Raw genomic sequence first — 19,834 nt, 5'->3', positions numbered from 1 at the left:
CCGATCCCGCGGGTGAACATCGGAAGTCCGGTCGGCCAACTCGCCCGCTGCGCCGCCCTCGGACGAAGGTACGGTGCGCAGGTCCTGATTGATCTGTCGCGGCGGAGGCTGAGCCTTCTCACCGAAGATCGAGCACCGAGTCGCGCGAGACCGAACGGATGGAAGTCGGGTGGGCCTCTGAGGCTCGTCGCTCCGTGTCTACAGCAAATCGCCTCTCAGCACACGATCGAGCGCCGCCTGGCCTGCGGGTCCCCACGTCGGCTTGCCGCCAGGAAGGCCCCGATCTCCGTTCTGGCCCATAAGCATGAGGAACAGGCTTTTCAGAGCAGCCAGCCCGCGGGCGCGCCGGATCGTCGCCTCGTCCGCATGCGCGTACACGTCGAAGAACCGCGAGGCGGCGCCTGCGGGAAGGACTACCCATGCGGCCGCGAGGTCCCATGCCGGATCGCCGGCGAACATGTCACCGAAGTCGATCACGCCCGACAGCGTGCCGTCCGAGACGACGACATTTGCGGGATGAAGGTCACCGTGCACCCATACCTGCGGGCCCTCCCACTCGGGGGCCGCAACGGCATCATCCCAGACGGCCCGGACCTCGTCGGCAATGCCGTTGGGGACAACGGCTTGAAAGAAGTGGTCGAAGCCGTCCGTGCACTTCTTGGGGTGAGCGCCGCGGTCCGCACTGGTCGGCGCCTCGGCGGGCGCCTCCACATGGAGCGCCCTGAGGAAGCCCGCCAGCGTGTCGGCCGCGTGGTCGCCGTGGCTGATCGTGGTGCAGTCCAGTGGCTCGCCAGGAACCCACGTCATGATGGTCCAGGGTCTCGGGAAGCGCGTGGACGGTTCACCGATCCGCACAGGGTTCGGAATCGGGAGCGGCAGGCGCGGGGCCAGGACAGGCAGCCATCGGCACTCCTTGCGTTGGAGATCCGGGGCACGTTCTGTACGCGGCATGCGCACGGCCAACTCGTCACCAAGACGCCACTGTTGGTTGTCCCATCCGCCCGCTACCTCACGGATAGCCAGCCCTGCAAGGTCCGGATGCTGCTCCTGCAGCAGGTTGTGGACCAGGTCTGTGGTGATCTCGATCTCGAAGTCGGTCATACGAAGCCACAGTACTGGGGCAGGCGAGGCGGCTCTCGCTCTCGGAAGACCGTCTCCCCAGACAGCCGGGCCCCAAAATCCACTCAACCTTCGCTGAGAAACCTAGCGGTCACCCACCTTCGCTGGCACCGCTCAACCTTCGCTGCGAGAGGTCACTGATGGCGGGAGGTCCGCGGACCATCGATGATCTCGGCGCGCCGGCTCGTGCGACTCGGGCGCGTCTCGGACCATGGGGGTGTGGGATGGAATCCGGATTGCGGCGGGGCCGGGCCGGTGGACGTGCTCGAGGTGGCGCCGACGGCCCGGACCGCGGTGGCGTGGCTGCCGCCGCAGGAGCTGTGGCCGGCGATTCAGGAGATCCGCTGGGAGCATGATCCGCAGGTACGGCGGTGGCCGCCACATGTGAACCTGCTGTTCGGCTTCGTACCGGAGGAGGAGTTCGCACGGGCTGTGCCGCTGCTCTCCGCCGGGGCGGCGGAGTGCGCGGCGTTCACGGCGCGGCTGGGCGGCGTCCGGTACTTCCGGCACCGGCACTACGCGACGGTGTGGCTCGATCCGGCCGCGGCGGGCCTGGGGCCGTGGACCCGTCTGCACCGGGAACTGGGGCTGCGGTTCCCGCTCTGCCGTGGGCGCGGCGATCGCTTCACCCCGCATCTGTCTCTCGGCCGCACTCGGGATCCGCGTCCGCTGGCCGCCGCGTGCGCCGGCCGGCTCGGCGCATCGTCGGCCGTGGTGGAGGAGGTGGTCCTGCTCTCCCGGCGCGGCGAGGGACCCATGCGGCCCCGGGCCGTGGTCACGCTGGGCACGGGCGCGGTCCGCCGGCTGCTGGAGGAATAGAGGGTCAGGGGCTGTCCGGTGGGTGGTGTTGCCGGCCGAAGCGGCAGGCCGGACGGCACCGCGCACGGGTGACGACGTGGCGGCCGTCGGCCTGCCCTCGTCATGGAGGCGTCAGGGGCGCACCTCCCCCTGTAAGGGAAGCGCCAACGTCGCAGGATCGCTGCCTCGCCGGTACTTCGATGAAGGGGATGCAGGGGACCGGCGGGATGTGAACGCGCCGCAGGACGAGGAAGGTGCACCTTTGAGCAGACCCGGTGACCGGCGCGTGGTGGCCGGTGTGAGTGGTTCGCTGGGGAGTCTGACCGCTCTGCACCGGGCCGCCGCCGAGGCTCGCGTCGCCGGAGCCACCCTGCGGGCCGTACTGGCCTGGGAGCCGCCCGGTGGGGAAATGGGACACCGGGGTGGGCTCTGCCCACCGCCGGTGTCCGATTGGCGTCAGCTGGCGGCCGAGCGTCTGATCAGTGCGCTGGAGACCGCCTTCGGCAGCGCGGAGCCGGGGGTACCGCTGGAGTGCCTGGTCGTACTCGGCAAGCCGGGCAAGGTCCTGCTGGCTGCCGCCGACCGGCCGGACGATCTGCTGGTGGTCGGGGCCGGGGCCCGCGGCCGGGTGCGCCGGGCGATGTGGCCGTCCGTCGCCCGCTACTGCGTCGCACACGCCTGCTGCCCGGTACTGTCCGTGCCGCCCTCTCCTCTCCATCGCGCTTTCGATGCCGTGCACCGCCGCAATGCGTGGCGGCTCCCGCTCGACGCACGGGAGTTGGCGGACTGATCGCCTGGCTCCCCGTCGCACGGAACCACCGTCGCCGACGGTTCGGGCGCTTGGCCGGGACGTGGTGTCAGTGTCGGGCCGTGGCGGCTTCTCGCGGGGAGCCGGCGTGCTCCCGGATAGGGGCCGTGGTCGAGGCGAGTGGCGGGTCGGTGTGGGCACGGGACCGGGAGCGTCGGGTTGCCAGGTGCCAGACGGTCAGCAGGGCAGCGGTCAGCAACGTGCTGTGCCACAGCAGGGCGTCCAGGTGGCCGGCCGCGAGGTAGGCGCCCGTGGCCACGGCCGCCAGCGCGCAAACGGCGCGGTCGACGATGCTCTCGACGGAGAGCAGGGTGGCACGCGGTGCGCCGTGCGGAATGGCGTCGTTCACCAGCTTGCGCTGGAGCGGGTAGACGAAGCCGCAGACGGCGGCGAACAGGCAGAGCAGAACGACGACGGTCCACGGGCCGCCGAGGGCGAGACCTGCCAGTGTCGCAGCCATCGCGAGGCTGAGCAGTGTCACCCATGACGCCGGCCGCAGCCGTGGGGTGAGCCACTGCGGGCGGGCCGAGGCCACCGCCTCCGCGACGGTCATGGCGGCCAGTACCGCGCCGTGCGAGCCTTCGCCGATGCCGTGGTCCAGCAGAACGGGCTGGAAGAGGTTGACCTGGCAGATGCGGGAGAGGGTGAAGACCGCCACTCCCTGCACCATGACCAGGGCGAGCCACGGGGTGGCGCGCAGGGTGCGCAGCGCGGCGGTGGCGTCGTGCAGGGCCGTGGACCGGCGGCGGGGGCCGGCCGCGTGCGGGGAGGGGGCGGCCCGGCCCGGCAGGACCAGGGCGCAGAGGAGGGAGCCGGCGGCGCTGACGGCGCTCAGTGCGTACGGCGCGCCGTGCGCGAGGTCCATAAGGGGGCCGACCAGCGGCCAGCACAGCACCTTCGCGCCCAGGCCCCACGCCCTCGCCTGTCCCTCGGCTTTGAGGTAGTGCTCGCCCGCGCCCTGGGCGCGCAGGCTGTCGTAGAGGTAGGCACTGGCGGCGCCGGAGGTCAGGGAGCGACCGGCGGCGATCGCCAGGAAGTGCGCCAGGAAGCCGGTGTAGGTGGGAGCGAGGAGGGGGGCCAGGTTCGCCGCGGTCATCACCACGGCGCCGGCGCGCAGGCAGTTGCGGGCCCCGATGCGGTCGGCCACCAGCCCGGTCGGGATCTCGAACAGGCAGAAGGCGATGTAGTAGATGCTCTGGATGCCGAAGATCTGTCCGTCGGAGAGGCCCGCCTGCCGTTGGTAGGCGTAGAAGACCGGCATCCACCACAGGAGGTTGAACAGCAGCTGGAAGGTGTTGTTCAGGCGGATGGTCCGGCGGGCCCGGGGGGCCAGGGGCTGGGGCGTGCCGGTGGTGCCCGGGTGGGCGCTGCGGCGGTTCATCGCGCGTAGGGGCGGATCTGGACCAGGTGGAACGCGCCCTGATCGGTCATCAGCCACTCGATGTCGAGCGGACGGTCCACGTCCGGTGCGCTGAAGTGCGACTGGAGCAGCCGGCCGGCCAGGGCCAGGTGTGCCAGCCTCTCCCGCGTGGCGGCGGGCAGGTCGCTGCCGGAGGAACCGAGCGCGACGGTGCGGCCACCGCCCTCGACCGTGTTGTAGAGGTACTGCAGGGGCAGTGCCGTGCCGTCGACGACGGCCTCGGGCGATCCGGGCGAGCAGTTGAGGCAGACGTTGCGGAAGTCCGAGCGCCTGGTCGGGTTGCAGGTCACCAGTACTCCGCCGAGGGTGGCGGGCAGGTACGGCTGGACGATCACGCCCATGTAGGTGTCGTCGAGGGAGATGCCCGCCTGCTGGCGGAGCCGGACGCTGCGCGGCGACAGCAGGGAGGCCCACACCTCGCGTACGGCGTCGAGGAGGTGGTCCGCGCCGTGCACGGAGGTGACCGAGGTGTAGACGCCCGCCGCGGAGAAGCCGGGCAGGTCCTCGGCGTTGGCGGACGAGCGGACCACGAGACGGTCTCCGGCGGCCGGTCCGGTGGGCAGTGCCCGGAGGATCTCGCGGGCCACCTCCTCGGGGAGGGGCGTGGTGCGGACGAGTTGCTGCAGCCTCAGGCAGAGCGGTTCCACGGCCTCGGCAGCGCTGCGGTCGAGGGCCGCCTTGAGCCGGAGGATGCCCTGTCGCAGTGCCGGGGAGGAGAGCAGGAAGCGGTGCTGCAGGCCGAAGGGGAGGGCGATGCCGTCCGGCGCGCCGACGGTCCCGGCCACGAAGTCGGCTGCCGCGGCGCGGAGTTCGCCGGGGGCCGCGGGGTAGGTGGTGCCGAGGCGGGCGGCCAGATGCCGGTGGAGGTCGGGGCGGGGCGGTCGCGGCTTCCCGTGGAAGGCGGTGAGGTCGGCGGTGCGGGCGTGCAGGACGTGGTGGAGTTCCCCGAGGTTGGCCGCCTTGGTGCCGTAGCGGTTCTGGTCCGTGAGGCGCAGTCGGTGCAACGGCCGTGCGGAGAGGTCGTCCAGCAGCGGGGTCCGCAGCCGGATCCGCGGGCGGTGCGGGGTCGGTGCGGTCGGCACCGCCGCCGCGGCGAGCGGGACGAGGCTGATGTCGTCCTCGGTCACCCGGTAGCGGACCCAGCCGCCGTCCAGGCTGTCGGGCTCGATGAGCCGGTCCAGGTCGCGGACGATGGCGTTGGGGATGCCCCAGCCGGCGGCGAGGACGTTGGTGTGCGAGAGCGGGGTGGTCGTCGCGGTGTTGATGAAGCCCGCGACGCGCGGCACATCGTCCGGCAGGCACGGCATGGCCAGGATGTCGGACCCGCCGACCAGGGAGGCGGCAGCCGCGTACTCATCGGTGGTGCGGAAGTGGCGGAGCCGGCCGACGGCTTCGCCGGGGTTGAGCGGTGTGCGGGTGCGGTGGCCGAAGAGCTCATGGCTGAGGATCCGCGGCACCCGGACGTCGCTGATGGCGGCGAGGGCGTGCTCCTGACCGTGGTTCGCGGGCTTCAGCAGCAGTGACAGCCGGCCGTCGAGCCGGTGGCGGACGAAGGAGTAGAACTCCTCCAGTAAGGGGCCGTCCATCGTGTCGGCCTCGGTCGTCTCCAGGACGAGGAAGGGCCGGTGGCGGCCCTCGGTGTCCTGGTCGGTGTGCAAGGAGAGCACTCCCAGCAGGAAGCGGCGGTCGGGGGCCATGTAGACCGAGGCGTTGAAGGCGTCCAGGCAGGAGTCCAGTTCCGCCGGTTCCATGCCGAGGACGCGGGTGGCGATGTAGTCGACGTGGAAGGGGTGGACGGCGGTGTCGAGCAGGTGCCAGGTGTCCTCGGCGCGGTCCACCACGACCTTGAGGTACGGGTGGCCGGCGAGGGAGCCGGAAAGGCGGTGGAACAGCGGCAGTGCGAGGTGCTCGCCGACGACCGTGCGATCGGTGGCGGGACGGGGAGCGGCGACCGGCGGGATGAGGGTGGTGTTCATGAGCGGGCCTCCGTGGCGCCGGCGAGGGGGAGGATCTTCGGCAGGGCGTGCACGAGGGCCTGGAAGTCGTGGAGCACGGTCCCGGGGTCGGTGGCGGACAGCAGGCAGAGCGCCGCCATCGTGTTGGCGCCCGCGGTCGGGTCGTACACCGGTACCGGAGCACCGTCGGGGAGCGAGTTCTCGGCCACCACGGACAGCCGGCTGCCGGCGCTGAGCGGCAGCGCGTCCCGTACCGTCGGGAAATCCCAGAGGCGGTGGTCAGGCCAGGCGTCACCGGCGGCGTCGACGGCCAGCACGACGAGCGAGCCGGCCGCACCGGACGCGTCCTGGGAGGTGAGGGCGCGGGCGGGCCAGGCGACCGGCCGCCCCAGCAACTGGTCGACGAGCATGCCGATGAGGTCCAGGCCGAAGACCTCCTCGATCTGGGGGATGGTCATGGCGCCCCCGAACCGTGCGGCGGTCTCGATCACCCACATCCGGCCGTCCGCGCCGAGCTTGATCTCCGTGTGGGTACCGCAGTTCTCCAGGCCCAGCGCGTCGACGGCGTCCCGTGCGAGGGCCACGATGCGCGCCTGGGTGTCGTCCGGCAGCGGCACGGGGGTGATGCCGGCGCGCTCGGTGAAAGGGGCCACGGTCGGCATCCGGCCACTGAGGCACACCGGGCGGAACTCCCCGTCGGCGACGACGCCCTCGACGCTGACGTAGTCGCCCCAGCCGCCCTGCTCGAACCAGCCGTCGGCGGTGCCGGGGACGATCTCCTCGACGAGGAAGTCCCCGCCGGCACCGGCCACGTGGAGCTCGGCGTAGCCCAGCTCCGCGGATTCGGCCATCACGGCGCCCGCCCGGTCCCACGCCGCCGCTATCTCGTCGGCGGAGCGGATGATCTGGTGTGCGGTGGAACCCGCGCTCCAGGCGGACTTCAGCAAGAGGGGCAGGCGGAGCGTGGCGGCCGCGTCGCGGAGGTCCTGCTCGTCGGCCACCGGACGGAACCGCGGCTGGGAGATGCCCCGCTGCATCCAGGTGCGGCGCATCAGCCGCTTGTCGCGCGCGAGCGCGCTGAGGCCGCCGGCCCCGGCGAGGCCGAGTTTCACACAGGCCTCGGCGACCGCGACGACCGCGTACTCGGAGAAGGTGACGACCGCGTCGGCGCCGACGGCCTCGGCCCGGGAGACGATCAGGGACACCAGATCGTCGCCTTCGGTCCCGGCGGGGCTCAGCACCGAGGCGCACAGCCGCTCGGCGACCGGGGCCGCGCTGGGGGGAAGCGTGCTGAGCGCCAGCAGGTGCACTGCCGACCGCGCGGCGACCCGTGACAGGGCATACCCCAGGGGCGGACCGCCCTTGGCATACACGAACAGCACCGTGCTCACTGGAATTCGACTCCTCTACAGGTGGGGTGGGGCCGTACCTACCGGTGGACCGGGGCGGCCGACGGGCCCGGATCCGCTGTCCGTGCGCCGTACTTCAAGAGAAGCATCCGAACGCCGTCCGATGCGGCTCTGAGGGCTTCACGCACTCAGGCAAACGCCAGAGTTGTGGAGTTCGCCGACAGCCCGTGAAGATTCCGTGATGCTGTATGGCGGTGAGGAGAGCGGGCCGGCGGCCGGGACTCATGCCTCCAGAACGACCGAGAAGCGGGCATGTGGCCGGGGGCCTCCGGATACGCATGGCGATGGCGTACCTACGCGCCGTGTGGAACTCGTTGAACTCTTCGCCAAAGAGGGGCCGTTGTGGACGAGACCGGTCTGAAGTCGCTGCTCGAACGCCTTCCGGTGTCCTGGTGGGAGGCCGACGGTGAACTACGGGTGATCGACAGCGGGGGTGGTGCGTTCGGCGACACGGGGACCGCGCAGCGCTTCCTGGACGCCGTGCGCCGGGAGCCGTCCGGCCCCTCCGCCTCCGGAGTCGGCCACGGGCAGGCGCAGTTCGACGGCCGGCTCTTCGATGTGCACTGGTGCCCCGGCGCGCCACGGCAGGGCCGCTCCCGCGGGCTCGCCGTGGAGGTGGGCACGGGCCCGGCCACCGACCGCCGCTACGACGCCTTCGCCGACCTCGCCCCCGCCGCGGCCTTCATCCGGGACGCCGGCGGCCGTTACCTCTGGGCGAACCACGCCTACGCCCACCTGTACGGCACCACACCGGAGCACGTGATCGGCAAACACGTCGCGGAGGTCGACGCCCCCGTCGACGCGGCGCGGGTCCTCGCCCTCGACGAGGACGTGCTCGCCCGCGGGAAGCCGGTGCGGCACACGCTCACCTATCACCGCCCGGACGGCAGCAGCGGACAGGCGGCCGGCCATCGCTTCCCCGTACAGGAGGGCACCGAGACCTGTGTGGCCGGCATCTACGTCGACATCAGCGACTACACCCGCGCGCTCCACCAGCGCCGGGAGGCCGAGGAGAGCCTGTGCGCGCTGCGCGACCACAGCGGGCTGCCGTGTGCGCTGATCTCCGCGGGCGGCCGGATCCAGCAGGCGAGCGCGGCGGCCGCCGAAATGCTGCAGATCCGGCTGTCCGACCTGGTCGGCCGCCGGGCCGACAGTGTGCTGGCGCCCGCCTCGGAGTCGGCCGGGCTGTGGCGCGGCTGGCGCGATCTGATAGTCCGCCGCAGCCGGCGGATCCAGACCTCCGCCGTGCTCGTCGACGCCCACGGCCGGCAGCGCAGGGCCCGGCTGCACCTGACGACGGTGGGTCGGGGCTCGGCCCGCGCCACCAGTGTCTGGGCGGTCGTCACCCACCAGGGCATCGCCCACGAGTCCCACCCCGACCTGACGGCGAGCCAGGAGCGCATCCTGTCGCTGCTGGCGGTCGGCCGCAGCAACGCGGACATCGCCGTCTCGCTGCACCTCTCCCGTCAGACCGTCGACTACCACCTCAGCCGCCTCCGGGACCTCCTGGGCGCCCCCAACAGGTGCGCGCTGGTCGCTCGCGCCTACGCCCTCGGCATCCTCGTCCCGCAGTCCTGGCCCCCGCGCTCGGCGACCGTCGCCCCCTCGCCGAGGGCCGTGTAGACGGGCCCCGCCGGGCCCGGGCCCGGCACTTGCCCGCGCCCCTCACGGCCATGTCCATGGTCACGACTGGGTGCCCGAAGTCATGGTTCGCCCTAGCAGAGGGTGATGGAAAATAGTGATATGCACAGGTTTGGCCGGCGCTCGGTACCGGGTCGCCCACTCTGGCGCGCACCGCGCCGTCTGTGGGCCGACAGACGCCGAGGCCACCAGCGAGGTCACGACGGCCCCGGCCATGGGCGTGACGCCGGAGAGGTGGGCGCTGCGTCGCACCGCGCCGGAGGCCGGTCCTGGAGGACGTACCTGAGGTCGCTCTTCAGCTTGCGGAGCGTCGCGGGCCAGGCGTTCGTATGGCAGCTGACGGTGCTCTTCCTGCTCGCGGCCACCGCGATGGTGGTCCTGGTGCTCAAGACCACGAACGACGCCCAGACCGACGCCCGCCACCGCTCACTCGCTGTGGCGGAGGGCTTCGCGCACTCCCCCGGCGTCGTGCAGGCGCTGCAGTCGCCCGATCCCACCGCGGCGCTCCAGCCGCTCGCGGAGGCCGCCCGGAAGGGTTCCGGCGTGGGTTTCCTCTCCGTGCTCAGCAAGAGCGGGATCCGCTACACCGACCCCGAGCCGGGTCTGATCGGCCGACGTGCCGAGGGCGACATCGGGCGGGCCGCGGCCGGCCGGTCGTTCACCGAGCTCTTCAAGGGCGAGCCGCAGAGCGCGGTCCGGGCCCTGGTGCCCGTCACCGACGCACGGGGCACGGTGATCGGAATCGTCACCGCGGGCGTGCAGACCGTGGATGTCGGCGCCACGGTCAGCCGTCAGCTGCCGGTCCTCGTGGGCGTCGCGGCGGGCGCTCTGGTCCTCGCCGCGGGCGGGGCGGCGCTGGTGAGCAGCCGGCTGCAGCGTCAGACGCACGGCCTGGGGCCCGTCGAGATGACCCGGATGTTCGAGCACCACGACGCCGTCCTGCACTCGGTCCGCGAAGGTGTGCTGATCCTGGACGCGGAGCGTCGGCTGGTGCTGGCCAACGACGAGGCCCGGCAGCTGCTCGGCATGCGCGCGAGTGCGGAGGGACTGCCGCTGGACGCCTTGGGCCTGGACCCGGAAATGGCCGCCCTGCTGGGCACCAGGCGCTCCGTGACCGACGAGGTGCATCCGTCCGGGAGTCGCCTGCTGGCCGTCAATCTCCGGCCCACCGCTGTTCACGGTGGCTCCGCCGGATGGGTCGCGACGCTGCGCGACACCACCGAGCTGAGTGCGCTGGCCGGCCGTGCCGAGGAGGCCCGGGAGCGGCTGACGCTGCTGAACGAGGGCAGCACGCGCATCGGCAGCACCCTCGACCTGGAGCGCACGGCGCAGGAACTGGCCGAGGTGGCGGTACCCCGGCTCGCCGACTTCGTCAGCGTCAACCTGTTGGAGACCCTGCTGACCGGAAGCGAGCTGCCCCCGGGACCGGTCACCGGCGCCGAGCTGCGCCGGGTGGAGCACCTATCCGTTCTGGAGGGCACACCGGAGGCTCTGGTCGGGGTGGGCGACGTGGTCTTCTACCCCGAGGACTCGCCGCAGACCCGCTGCCTGGCAACCGGGCAGTCGGAGCTGCATCGCGTGGCGGACCCGGCCATCGACGCATGGCTGGCGACGGACCCCGCGCGGCTGGCCAAAGGCCGCGAGTACGGGTTCCACTCGTGGATCGAGGTGCCGTTGATCGCCCGGGGTACGACGCTGGGAATGGTGGACTTCGCCCGGTCCCGGCACCCCGAGCCGTTCGAGAACGACGATCTGGCCCTCGCCGAGGAGCTGGTCGCCCGGACCGCTGTCTGTCTGGACAACGCCTGGCGCTTCCACCGCGAGCGCACGGCGGCTCTCACCTTGCAGCACAGCCTGCTGCCACGGCGGCTTCCGGAGCAGTCCGCCGTGGAGGCGGCCTTCCGGTACCTGCCGGCCGATCCCCGGCTGGGGGTGGGCGGCGACTGGTTCGACGTGATTCCGCTGTCCGGCGCACGCGTGGCACTCGTCGTCGGTGACGTGGTCGGCCACGGCATCCACGCGTCCGCGACCATGGGCCGACTGCGCTCCGCCGTACGGACCCTGGCCGATGTCGACCTGGCGCCTGACGAGCTGCTCACCCACCTCGACGACCTCGTCATCAGGCTGGCCGCCGAGTCCGAGACGAACGGGGAGTCCGCCGCCCCGGGAGACGTCGGCGCCACCTGCGTGTATGCCATCTACGACCCGGTCTCGGGCCGCTGCTGCCTCGCCCGCGCCGGACACCCGGCGCCCGCGGTGGCCCGTCCGGACCGCACCGCTGCCGTCCTGGACCTGCCGGCCGGGCCCCCGCTCGGGCTGGGTGGGCTCCCCTTCGAAGCGGTGGAGACGGTACTGCCCGAGGGGAGCCTGCTCGCCCTCTACACCGATGGCCTGGTGGAGTCCCGACAGCGTGGGATGGACGCGGGGATCGACGCGCTGCGGCAGGCGCTGACGGCCCCGGACCTCCCGCTGGACGCCCTGTGCGACGAGGTGGTCACCACCCTGCTTCCCGACCGCCCCGCCGATGACGCCGCCCTGCTGCTGGCCCGGGTCCAACGCCTCGACGTCGAGCGGGTCGCGACCTGGGACGTGCCCGCCGACCCCTCGGCGGTGGCCGGCGTCCGTGCGGCCGCCGTCCGCCAACTGTCGGCATGGGGCTTGGAGGACAGCGCGTTCGTCACCGAACTGATCGTCAGCGAGCTCGTCACCAACGCCGTCCGGTACGGCGCCGCGCCGATCCGGCTGCGACTGATCCGCGACCGCGCGCTGATCTGCGAGGTGATCGACGGCAGCAACACGGCACCCCACCTGCGCCGGGCCCGCGTGTTCGACGAGGGCGGCCGGGGTCTGCTGCTCGTCGCACAGCTCACCCAGCGCTGGGGGACGCGGCAGACCCCCACCGGCAAGGTCATCTGGTGTGAGCAGACGCTGCCGGCGGACGTGAGCACCTGAGCGTCCCGGACGGCCCGACTGCCGGTGGCGCTCGTCACCTCCGTGGCCCGATCCCGAGGACGTCCCGGTCGGCCGAGGAGCGGCCGACCGGGACATCGGACTCAGGCCAGGTCGAACCGATCGAGGTTCATCACCTTGTCCCACGCTGCCACGAAGTCCCGCACGAACTTCTCTGCCGCGTCCTCGGACGCGTAGACCTCCGCGACGGCTCGGAGCTGGGAGTGCGAACCGAAGACGAGGTCGACGGCGGTGGCGGTCCACTTGGGCTCGCCCGTGGCGCTGTCCCGGCCTTCGAACACGTTCTCGGCCGAGGTCGACGCCTTCCACTCCGTGCCCATGTCGAGCAGGTTGACGAAGAAGTCATTGCTCAAGGTCTCCGGCCGGTGCGTGAAGACGCCGTGTGAGGATCCCGCGAAGCCGGTGTTCAGGACCCGCATGCCGCCGAGCAGAACCGTCATCTCGGGAGCGGTCAGCGTCAACAGGCTGGCGCGGTCCAGCAGGAGCGTCTCCGGCGACAGCTTCTCCCCCGCCCGGAGGTAGTTGCGGAACCCGTCCGCCCTGGGTTCGAGCACGGCGAACGACTCCACGTCGGTCTGTTCCTGCGAGGCGTCCGTGCGCCCCGGTGCGAACGGGACGGTGATGTCGTACCCGGCGTTCCTCGCGGCCTGCTCGACGGCCGCGCAGCCGCCCAGCACGATCAGGTCGGCGAGGGACACCTTCTTCCCGCCGGTCTGCGAGCCGTTGAAGTCCTGGCGGATCTGCTCCAGGGCCCGCACCGTCTCGGCCACCTGGGGCAGGTCGTTGACCTCCCAGTCCCGTTGCGGCGCGAGGCGGATCCGTGCTCCGTTGGCTCCGCCCCGCTTGTCGGTGCCGCGGAAGCTCGCCGCCGACGCCCAAGCGGTGGTGACCAGCTGGGAGACGGACAGCCCCGAGGCGAGGATCCCGCCCTTGAGGGCGGCGACGTCCTCGTCCGCGACCAGTGCGTGATCGACCTCGGGGACGGGGTCCTGCCACAGCTGCGGCTCGGGAATCCACGGGCCGAGGTAGCGCGAAATGGGCCCCATGTCGCGGTGCAGCAGCTTGTACCAGGCCTTGGCGAACGCCACCGCGAGCTTGTCCGGGTTCTCGTGGAAGCTCTTGGCGATCGGCCCGTAGACCGGATCCAGCTTCAGCGCGAGGTCCGTCGTCAGCATCATGGGCGCGTGCCGCTTCGACGGGTCATGGGCATCGGGCACGGTGCCCTGGGCCGAGGGGTCCTTGGGAGTCCACTGCTTCGCGCCGGCCGGGCTCGTCGTCAGCTCCCAGTCGTACCGGAACAGGTTGTCCAGGTACCCGTTGTCCCACTTCGTCGGCTCCGTGGTCCATGCGCCCTCGAGCCCGCTGGTGAGCGCGTCGGCGCCCTTGCCGCTGCCGTAGGTGTTCCGCCAGCCGAGGCCCTGCTGCTCAAGGGGCCCCGCCTCGGGTTCCGGGCCGATGTACGAGGGATCGACCGCGCCATGGCACTTGCCGAAGGTGTGGCCGCCGACGATGAGCGCGACGGTCTCCTCGTCGTTCATCGCCATCCGTCCGAACGTCTCGCGCACGTCCCTGGCGGCAGCCATCGGATCCGGGTTGCCGTTGGGTCCCTCCGGATTGACGTAGATCAGTCCCATCTGCACGGCGCCGAAAGGAGTGGCGAGTTCCCGGTCGCCGCTGTAGCGCTCGTCTCCGAGCCAGGTGTCCTCGGGCCCCCAGAAGATTTCCTCGGGTTCCCAGATGTCCTCGCGCCCGAATCCGAACCCGAACGTCTTGAACCCCATCGATTCCATGGCACAGTTGCCGGCGAAGATCAGCAGGTCGGCCCAGGAGATCTTCCGGCCGTACTTCTGCTTGACCGGCCAGAGCAGACGGCGTGCCTTGTCCAGGCTCGCGTTGTCCGGCCAACTGTTGAGGGGGGCGAAGCGCTGAGCACCGGCGCCGCCACCGCCCCGGCCGTCGGCGATGCGGTACGTTCCCGCGGCGTGCCAGCTCATCCGGATGAAGAGCGGCCCGTAGTGACCGTAGTCGGCGGGCCACCACTCCTGCGATGTCGTCATCACCTCGAAGACGTCCTGCTTCAGCGCGTCGACATCGAGGGTCGCGAACTCTTCTGCGTAGTCGAAGTCCTCGTCCATCGGATTCGACCGGGACGAGTGCTGGTGGAGAATCTGAAGGTCCAGCTGATTCGGCCACCAGTCCCGGTTCGTCCGGGGCCGGGTCGGCGTGGGGGCCGGGGAGGGGATTACCGGGTTCTCGCTTTCGCTGCCGGACACGTCCGTCCTTCTTCCTGTCGCGGTGTTTCCTTCTGCTGGCTGCTTGCTCTTGCCGGCGGTCGCTCTGCCGGCGTCGAGCACTGCGACCCGCGCTCGTAGTGCGCCATGGCGCCCGCCGGCTGGAAATGCCCGGCCAGACCCGCGGCAGTCAACGCGGGCTGGCGGCCAGCGAGAACCTTCCCTCGTGCACGACGTCGATGATCGAGCCTGGGTCGGCGTCCGTATGGTCGCGCACCGAGGTCCGCACCGCTACGAAACACGCAGAGCATCGCCGCATCACACGATTCGACGCACACGGCGAGGTCATCGGCGGCGCCCCTGGGACCCCGGAGCAGCGAACCGAGCCACGGCATGCGATCTCCGCGCCGCGAAGGTGTCATGAAAGGGAAGGAGGCGATCTCGCCATGGCCCGGCCTGTGTGGAACGGAGTTCTGGCCTTCGGGCTGGTCACCCTGCCGGAAGGTCGGCGGGGCGGCCCCTGGGAACGTCCGGTGGCGCGCCATGCTCCCGCACAGCGGAGAGTCGCGGAGGAATGATGCCCGAACTGCCGGATGTCGAAGGGTTCCGCCGGGTGCTGATCGGCTGTGGTCGGCGGTGTGTCACCGGCATCGAAGTGCGTGACGCGGGGGTGCTGCGGGGTGTCACCGAGAAGCGGCTGCGGAAGGAGTGCGAGGGAAAACGGCTGGGGAGGGCCTGGCGGCACGGCAAGTGGCTGTTCGCGCCTACGGACGGCGGCCCGACCCTCGTCTTCCATTTCGGCATGACGGGCGCACTGTGGTGCTGTTCGCCCGATGAACCGTTCGCCGTGCACGACCGCCTCGTGCTGGCCCTCGACGATGCCCGTAGCCTGCGCTATCGCGATCAACGCAAGTTGCAGGGCGTGCAGTTGGCCGACGATGCCGCCGTCGACCGGATCCTGGACCGGCTGGGGCCCGACGCCCTGGCCGTGGACCGGGCGGAGCTGACGGATCTGCTGTCCGGGCGGCGGGGTGCCGTCAAGAGCGCGCTGATGGACCAGTCCGTCATCGCGGGTCTGGGGAATCTGCTGTGCGACGAGATCCTCTGGCGGGCCCGCGTCGCCCCCCGGGCCGCGGCACGGGACCTGGGCGAGACGGCGTACCGGGACCTCCACGCGGCGATGGGCCGGGTGCTGCGCACCTCCGTGAGCGACGGGTGCGTACCGCCGCGGCGTTCCTGGCTCACGGGACGACGCGACGACAGCGAGCCGCTGTGCCCTCGCTGCGGCCGGCCGCTCAGCTCCGGTCGCACCGCCGGACGCCGCACCGTCTGGTGTCCGCACTGCCAGTCCTGAACGGCGCTCCGCGTTGACAGCGGCCGAGGGCGGGGAGGGTGACCGGTCGTACGGAGGGGGACTACGCCTCTCGGTCCAGGGCCCGGGCCGCGACCCGCAGGTCCGAGACGAATCCCGCGTAGGGTGCCGCACGGTCTTCGGCACGCAGGATCGCCGCCGGGTGGAGTGTCGCGACGATGAGTCCGCTGCTGCCGGTGGCCGCGAAGGCCCCCTCTCTCGGTGCCCTGATGAGGGTGCCCCGGTCGTGCGTCACCCGGAACGAGGTCCCCAGCAGTGCCTTGCCCGCGGTCGCACCGAGTGCCACCACCACCTCCGGGTCGACCAGCCGCAATTCGGCGGTCAGCCAAGGGCGGCAGGCCGTCATCTCCCGCAGGCTGGGGGCTTTGTGGATCCGGCGCTTGCCCTTTGCCGCGGTGGTGAATTTGAAGTGCTTCACCGCGTTGGTGAAATAACTCTGCCCCTCGTCGAGGCCGGCTTCCCGCATCGCCTTCCGCAAGAGGCCGCCGGCCGGCCCGACGAACGGTTCTCCTTGGCGGTCCTCCTGATCGCCCGGCTGCTCACCGACGAGCATGAGGCGTGCCGAGGAACTGCCCGCTCCGAACACGGTCCCCGACGCGTCCTGGAAGAGCGGACAGCCCTGGCAGTCCGCTGCCGCACGCCGATGGGCCGCGAGCCCTCCGCGCCGGGGCAGGTAGGGGGTGGCGTCGTACTGCTCCGCGGTGGCATCCTCGCCGTGGCTCATGCCGTGCCGCCTCCTCGCGGCGATGGGCGGCGGCCGACCCGGCGCCCGCACCACGGGTTCCCGGACACGGGGAGCCCGTAACCCGCCGGCGGGCGGATGGACACCACTGGTCGTACGGCAGGCGCACCGTACGGAGTCGCAGGAGCGGTCGTGGCTCTTCTCGCCCGGATCGCTCAAGGGTTCGCTTCCGGCGTTGAGCACCCGGTAAGCGTCTGCTGATTGCCTTCGCTCATTCTGCGGCAGTCGGTAAAACGGGGGCGAGACGAGGAACATAAGTGCTGGATACACGTGTCACGGTGTCGGTGCACGCCACCGACCCGCTCAGTCGGGCCGGAGTCGTCAGTCACTTACAGCACCAGCCCACCGTCGAGATCGTCCAGGACCAGGGCGGGGCGGCGGTAAGGCGGGCGGAACAGGCGGAACGCGGGACCGGGAAGGAAGACGGTGGGGAGGCGGTCGGGAGTGTGGCGATCATGCCCATCGACCAGTTCGACGAGATGGCGGCGACCGAACTGAGACGGCTCGTACGGGGTGGTGAGCAGCGGGTGGTACTGATTGCCCGGGATCTGCGCGAGCCGGAGCAAGCACGACGCGAAGCTCGCGTTCGACAGCTACTCCAACACCTGGTGGGGGTCGGGCTATTCGGGCAACTCCGACGGCCAGTACCTGGAGGCCGGATTCGGCCAGGCCACCGATCTGCTGAACATTCTGATCACCCCCGGGGCCTCCGCACGCACCCCGCAGGCCACCGACCCGGCCCGTCCGCACGAGTTCGACCTGATCGTGACCAACTCCGCGGGCAAGCAGCACGTCTCGCACCTCCGGATCAATGACGGCGGGGCACAGAAGATCGATGTGGCGGTACGGGATGCGATGACCGGACGGCTGGTGCTGCACACCGCGTACGGCGCGACGGACAAGAGGCAAGTAGCCATCGCCGAGCTGGAGTTCTTCGGCCGATCTGCCCGATAGCCGGCGGGAGACGGGCCGCAGCTGCGGTACGTGTCCGTCCAGAGGCGGGCGGCCCCCGGCCGCTGAGCGGAGCCGGGGGCCGCCTGTCGTCCGGGACGGTCAGCCGTCGTCAGCCGGGGCCGTGCGGGAGGGCGAAGGTCTTCACCGTTTTGCCGTCGTGCTTGTAGACGACCTTGGGCGTGGCATCGGCCTGCGCCGCAGGCTTCGGGTAGGTCAACGTGTACGTCCCGTTCGGGTCCATCCGGCTCTGCACCGGACCGGGCTTGTCCTCGTTCATGACACCCGTGACGCCGTGCTCGGGGTCCTTGACGGTCGCGGTACCGGTGTTGCCGTCCAGCGTGAGGGTTTCGCCGCTGTCGACCTTGACCTCCTTGACGTAGTCCGTGGGCATGGCGAACGCCGCACCGGTCGGTACGGCGAGGGCGGCACCGGTCACCGCGACGGCGAGGGCGGCACGCAGTCCGTTGCGCTTGGCGCGCGGGGCGTCTGACATGGCTTGCTTGGGCATGGCTGCTCCTTCACAGAGGGACATTCGGTGCAGAGGGCGCCGAAAAGCACCCGTGCCCGGCACGCTAGGCAGCGCCGGTTTCAGCCGTCCCAAGATCCTGTATCAGGCACATCGCGATCATTCATCGGGCCCGTCACACTCACCGGAGCCCGGCTCCGCCTGGCGTTCCGCCGAAGCAGGGCCGGCGCCAAATCAGAGGCCGACCTCAGGCCCGGGGCTCGCCCCAGGCCCCTCAGGCCCCTCTGACCACCGAGGCCCTCGGGCTGCGCGAGGTACCGCTCCCGGGCACCGGCTCGGAGGCGTCGGCGCCCAGGGCGACGATCCGGTTGTCCGCATCGACATGGACGACCTTCGGCCGCAGCGCACGGGCCTCCGCATCGTCCACCTGGGCATAGCTGATCAGGATGACCAGATCCCCCGGGTGCACCAGATGCGCCGCCGCCCCGTTGATTCCGATGACACCCGAGCCCCGCTCGCCCTCGATGACGTACGTCTCCAGCCGGGCCCCGTTGTCGATGTCGACGATATGGACCAGCTCGCCGGGCAGCAGGTCGGCGGCCTCCATCAGCGCGGCGTCGATGGTCACCGACCCCACATAGTGCAGATCGGCCTCCGTGACCGTGGCCCGATGGATCTTGGACTTGAACATCGTGCGCAGCATCGAGGAACTCCTGGATCTAGGCTCCCTGCCTGCGTTTTTGCAGGTCAAGTGCGCTCTTCACTCTACAACCGGCACGCGCCCGACTCGAAGACTGTGAGGAACATCGCTCCCCTCTGAGGAGAGGGCTCAGGCCCACAATTCCGTGCGGTCCACGCTGTGGTGACGTCGGGCGCAGGGGACCGACCGGACACCCCTGGAGCGTCGTCATGGCCTGGGCAGTGCTGCCGCTGCCCAGGCCAGGCCGGTGTCGGGTCAGTCGGGAAGGAGGCCGGCGGTGCTCTCCAGGACGGCCATGGCACTGGACAGTTTCATCGCGGCCTGGGTCCAGGCGAGGGAGCGCGGCCCGTCCAGTACCTCTCCCGCCACCTCGTCACCGCGATGGGCGGGCAGGTCGTGCAGGAAGGACGCTCCGGGCCACCGTCGCATCAGCGCCGGGTCCACGTGGAAGGGACGGAACACCTCCCGCCACGCCGGGTCCGCCTTGCTGGTTCCGGTGGTCTGCCACCGGGTGGTGTAGACGACGTCCACCTGGTCGGGCAGGTCGGCCGGGTCGTGTGACTCGGCCAGCGAAGCTCCTGTGCTGTCGGCCAGCCGCCGGGCGTGCGTCAGCGTGCCGGCCGGGAGGCCGTACCCCGGCGGCGTGACGAACGTGGCGTGGGCTCCGGGCACCGTGGCGAGGCCGTATGCAAGGGCGGTGGCCGTGTTGTTCCCTTCGCCGATGTACAGCACCCGGATTCCGTCGAGATCGCCGTGGGCGAGGGTGAGCGTGGCGAGGTCGCACACCCCTTGGGTCGGGTGCTCCTCGGCCGCCATCGCGTTGATCACCGGCAGGCCGCCCGCGCGGGAGAGCTCCCGCAACTCGGCGACGGGGCTCGCGGTGCGTACGACGAGCAGGTCCAGCATGGCCCCGAACACGCGCCCGGTGTCACCGACCGACTCCCCGGTGTTGAGCTGGAGGTCGTGCGGGCCGTAGGCGATCGGGGTGCCGCCGAGCCGTGCGGCGCCCACCTGGAACGCGGTCCGCGTGCGCGTGGAAGTACAGCTGAACAGGAGACCGACGACGCGCTCGCGCAGGGGCCGGTCGTGCGCCTGCGGATTGTGGAAGAGCTCGACCGACCTCGCGACGAGCTTGCGCAGGGCGGCGGGCTCCAGGTCCGTGAGCGAGAACAGCCCGCGCTCGTGTGCAGGGCCCGGTCGGCCGTAGAGGTCGTTCACAGGGTCTCTCCCTTTGTCTCAGGCACATCCG

General features: G+C 71.2%; 16 protein-coding genes. 6 read left to right on the top strand and 10 right to left on the bottom strand.

Annotation, left to right across the window (positions count from 1 at the left end):
• Positions 1 to 198: 198 nt before the first annotated feature.
• Positions 199 to 1,101 carry an aminoglycoside phosphotransferase family protein gene (locus tag ACFWZH_RS07180; RefSeq protein ID WP_384426564.1) on the bottom strand — a complete coding sequence of 301 codons (903 nt, stop codon included), beginning with the start codon at positions 1,099 to 1,101 and terminating at the stop codon, positions 199 to 201.
• Between the two features lie 273 nt (positions 1,102 to 1,374).
• Between ACFWZH_RS07180 and ACFWZH_RS07175 the strand changes: the two genes are divergently transcribed.
• Both ACFWZH_RS07175 and ACFWZH_RS07170 read left to right on the top strand, forming a co-directional pair.
• A complete protein-coding gene (locus ACFWZH_RS07175; RefSeq protein WP_384426562.1) occupies positions 1,375 to 1,938 on the top strand; it encodes a 2'-5' RNA ligase family protein in 564 nt (187 codons plus the stop codon).
• A 241-nt stretch (positions 1,939 to 2,179) separates the two neighbouring features.
• Positions 2,180 to 2,707, top strand: a complete 528-nt coding sequence (locus ACFWZH_RS07170; RefSeq protein WP_384426560.1) for a universal stress protein — start codon at positions 2,180 to 2,182, stop codon at positions 2,705 to 2,707.
• Between the two features lie 67 nt (positions 2,708 to 2,774).
• Here ACFWZH_RS07170 and ACFWZH_RS07165 read toward each other — a convergent pair whose 3' ends face one another.
• Genes ACFWZH_RS07165 through ACFWZH_RS07155 form a run of 3 tightly spaced genes read right to left on the bottom strand, consistent with a single transcriptional unit; the run spans position 2,775 to position 7,491 of the window.
• Positions 2,775 to 4,106, bottom strand: coding sequence for an MFS transporter (locus tag ACFWZH_RS07165; RefSeq protein ID WP_384426558.1), 1,332 nt, complete (start codon positions 4,104 to 4,106; stop codon positions 2,775 to 2,777).
• Positions 4,103 to 6,121: a PEP/pyruvate-binding domain-containing protein gene (locus tag ACFWZH_RS07160; RefSeq protein WP_384426556.1), complete on the bottom strand. Its 2,019-nt coding sequence runs from the start codon at positions 6,119 to 6,121 to the stop codon at positions 4,103 to 4,105. Before ACFWZH_RS07160 ends, ACFWZH_RS07165 begins: the two co-directional genes overlap by 4 nt.
• Positions 6,118 to 7,491: an acetyl-CoA carboxylase biotin carboxylase subunit family protein gene (locus tag ACFWZH_RS07155; RefSeq protein WP_384426554.1), complete on the bottom strand. Its 1,374-nt coding sequence runs from the start codon at positions 7,489 to 7,491 to the stop codon at positions 6,118 to 6,120. The genes ACFWZH_RS07160 and ACFWZH_RS07155 overlap by 4 nt, the downstream gene beginning before the upstream one ends.
• 360 nt (positions 7,492 to 7,851) lie before the next feature.
• Here ACFWZH_RS07155 and ACFWZH_RS07150 point away from each other — a divergent pair, with 360 nt between their 5' ends.
• Positions 7,852 to 9,132 (top strand): helix-turn-helix transcriptional regulator, encoded by a 1,281-nt coding sequence (locus ACFWZH_RS07150; RefSeq protein WP_384426552.1) that lies wholly within the window; start codon positions 7,852 to 7,854, stop codon positions 9,130 to 9,132.
• A gap of 318 nt (positions 9,133 to 9,450) precedes the next feature.
• Entirely contained in the window at positions 9,451 to 12,102 is a 2,652-nt protein-coding gene (locus ACFWZH_RS07145; protein ID WP_384426550.1) for a SpoIIE family protein phosphatase, read from the top strand.
• Positions 12,103 to 12,203: 101 nt separating this feature from the next.
• Here the strand turns inward: ACFWZH_RS07145 and katG are convergent, their stop codons facing one another.
• On the bottom strand, positions 12,204 to 14,393 hold the full coding sequence (gene katG / locus ACFWZH_RS07140; RefSeq protein WP_384426548.1) for a catalase/peroxidase HPI: 2,190 nt from the start codon (positions 14,391 to 14,393) through the stop codon (positions 12,204 to 12,206).
• 535 nt (positions 14,394 to 14,928) lie between these two features.
• On the opposite strand from katG, the gene ACFWZH_RS07135 reads away from it, so the two are divergent.
• On the top strand, positions 14,929 to 15,705 hold the full coding sequence (locus tag ACFWZH_RS07135) for an Fpg/Nei family DNA glycosylase (protein ID WP_384426546.1): 777 nt from the start codon (positions 14,929 to 14,931) through the stop codon (positions 15,703 to 15,705).
• A gap of 61 nt (positions 15,706 to 15,766) precedes the next feature.
• Here the strand turns inward: ACFWZH_RS07135 and ACFWZH_RS07130 are convergent, their stop codons facing one another.
• Both ACFWZH_RS07130 and ACFWZH_RS07125 read right to left on the bottom strand, forming a co-directional pair.
• The gene (locus ACFWZH_RS07130; RefSeq protein ID WP_384426544.1) at positions 15,767 to 16,447 is read right to left on the bottom strand and encodes a UdgX family uracil-DNA binding protein; all 681 of its coding nucleotides are present in this window, start codon (positions 16,445 to 16,447) and stop codon (positions 15,767 to 15,769) included.
• Between the two features lie 347 nt (positions 16,448 to 16,794).
• Positions 16,795 to 17,031, bottom strand: a complete 237-nt coding sequence (locus ACFWZH_RS07125) for a hypothetical protein (protein ID WP_384426542.1) — start codon at positions 17,029 to 17,031, stop codon at positions 16,795 to 16,797.
• On the opposite strand from ACFWZH_RS07125, the gene ACFWZH_RS07120 reads away from it, so the two are divergent.
• Positions 17,003 to 17,419: an NADase-type glycan-binding domain-containing protein gene (locus ACFWZH_RS07120; protein ID WP_384426540.1), complete on the top strand. Its 417-nt coding sequence runs from the start codon at positions 17,003 to 17,005 to the stop codon at positions 17,417 to 17,419. The genes ACFWZH_RS07125 and ACFWZH_RS07120 overlap by 29 nt on opposite strands.
• A gap of 109 nt (positions 17,420 to 17,528) precedes the next feature.
• On the opposite strand, the gene ACFWZH_RS07115 is transcribed toward ACFWZH_RS07120, so the two are convergent.
• The 3 genes from ACFWZH_RS07115 to ACFWZH_RS07105 form a co-directional block, all read right to left on the bottom strand.
• Positions 17,529 to 17,927 carry a hypothetical protein gene (locus ACFWZH_RS07115; RefSeq protein ID WP_384426538.1) on the bottom strand — a complete coding sequence of 133 codons (399 nt, stop codon included), beginning with the start codon at positions 17,925 to 17,927 and terminating at the stop codon, positions 17,529 to 17,531.
• Between the two features lie 232 nt (positions 17,928 to 18,159).
• The gene (panD, locus tag ACFWZH_RS07110; RefSeq protein WP_384426536.1) at positions 18,160 to 18,588 is read right to left on the bottom strand and encodes an aspartate 1-decarboxylase; all 429 of its coding nucleotides are present in this window, start codon (positions 18,586 to 18,588) and stop codon (positions 18,160 to 18,162) included.
• A 252-nt stretch (positions 18,589 to 18,840) separates the two neighbouring features.
• Complete coding sequence (locus ACFWZH_RS07105; protein WP_384426534.1) at positions 18,841 to 19,803, bottom strand: ornithine carbamoyltransferase; 963 nt, start codon at positions 19,801 to 19,803, stop codon at positions 18,841 to 18,843.
• Between the last annotated feature and the right edge of the window lie 31 nt (positions 19,804 to 19,834).

Origin of the sequence: Streptomyces sp. NPDC059008 (assembly GCF_042749045.1) — a bacterium.
Lineage (GTDB): Bacteria > Actinomycetota > Actinomycetes > Streptomycetales > Streptomycetaceae > Streptomyces.
Note: the sequence above shows the minus strand (reverse complement) of the source record. Positions and strands in the feature narration are given on the sequence as shown.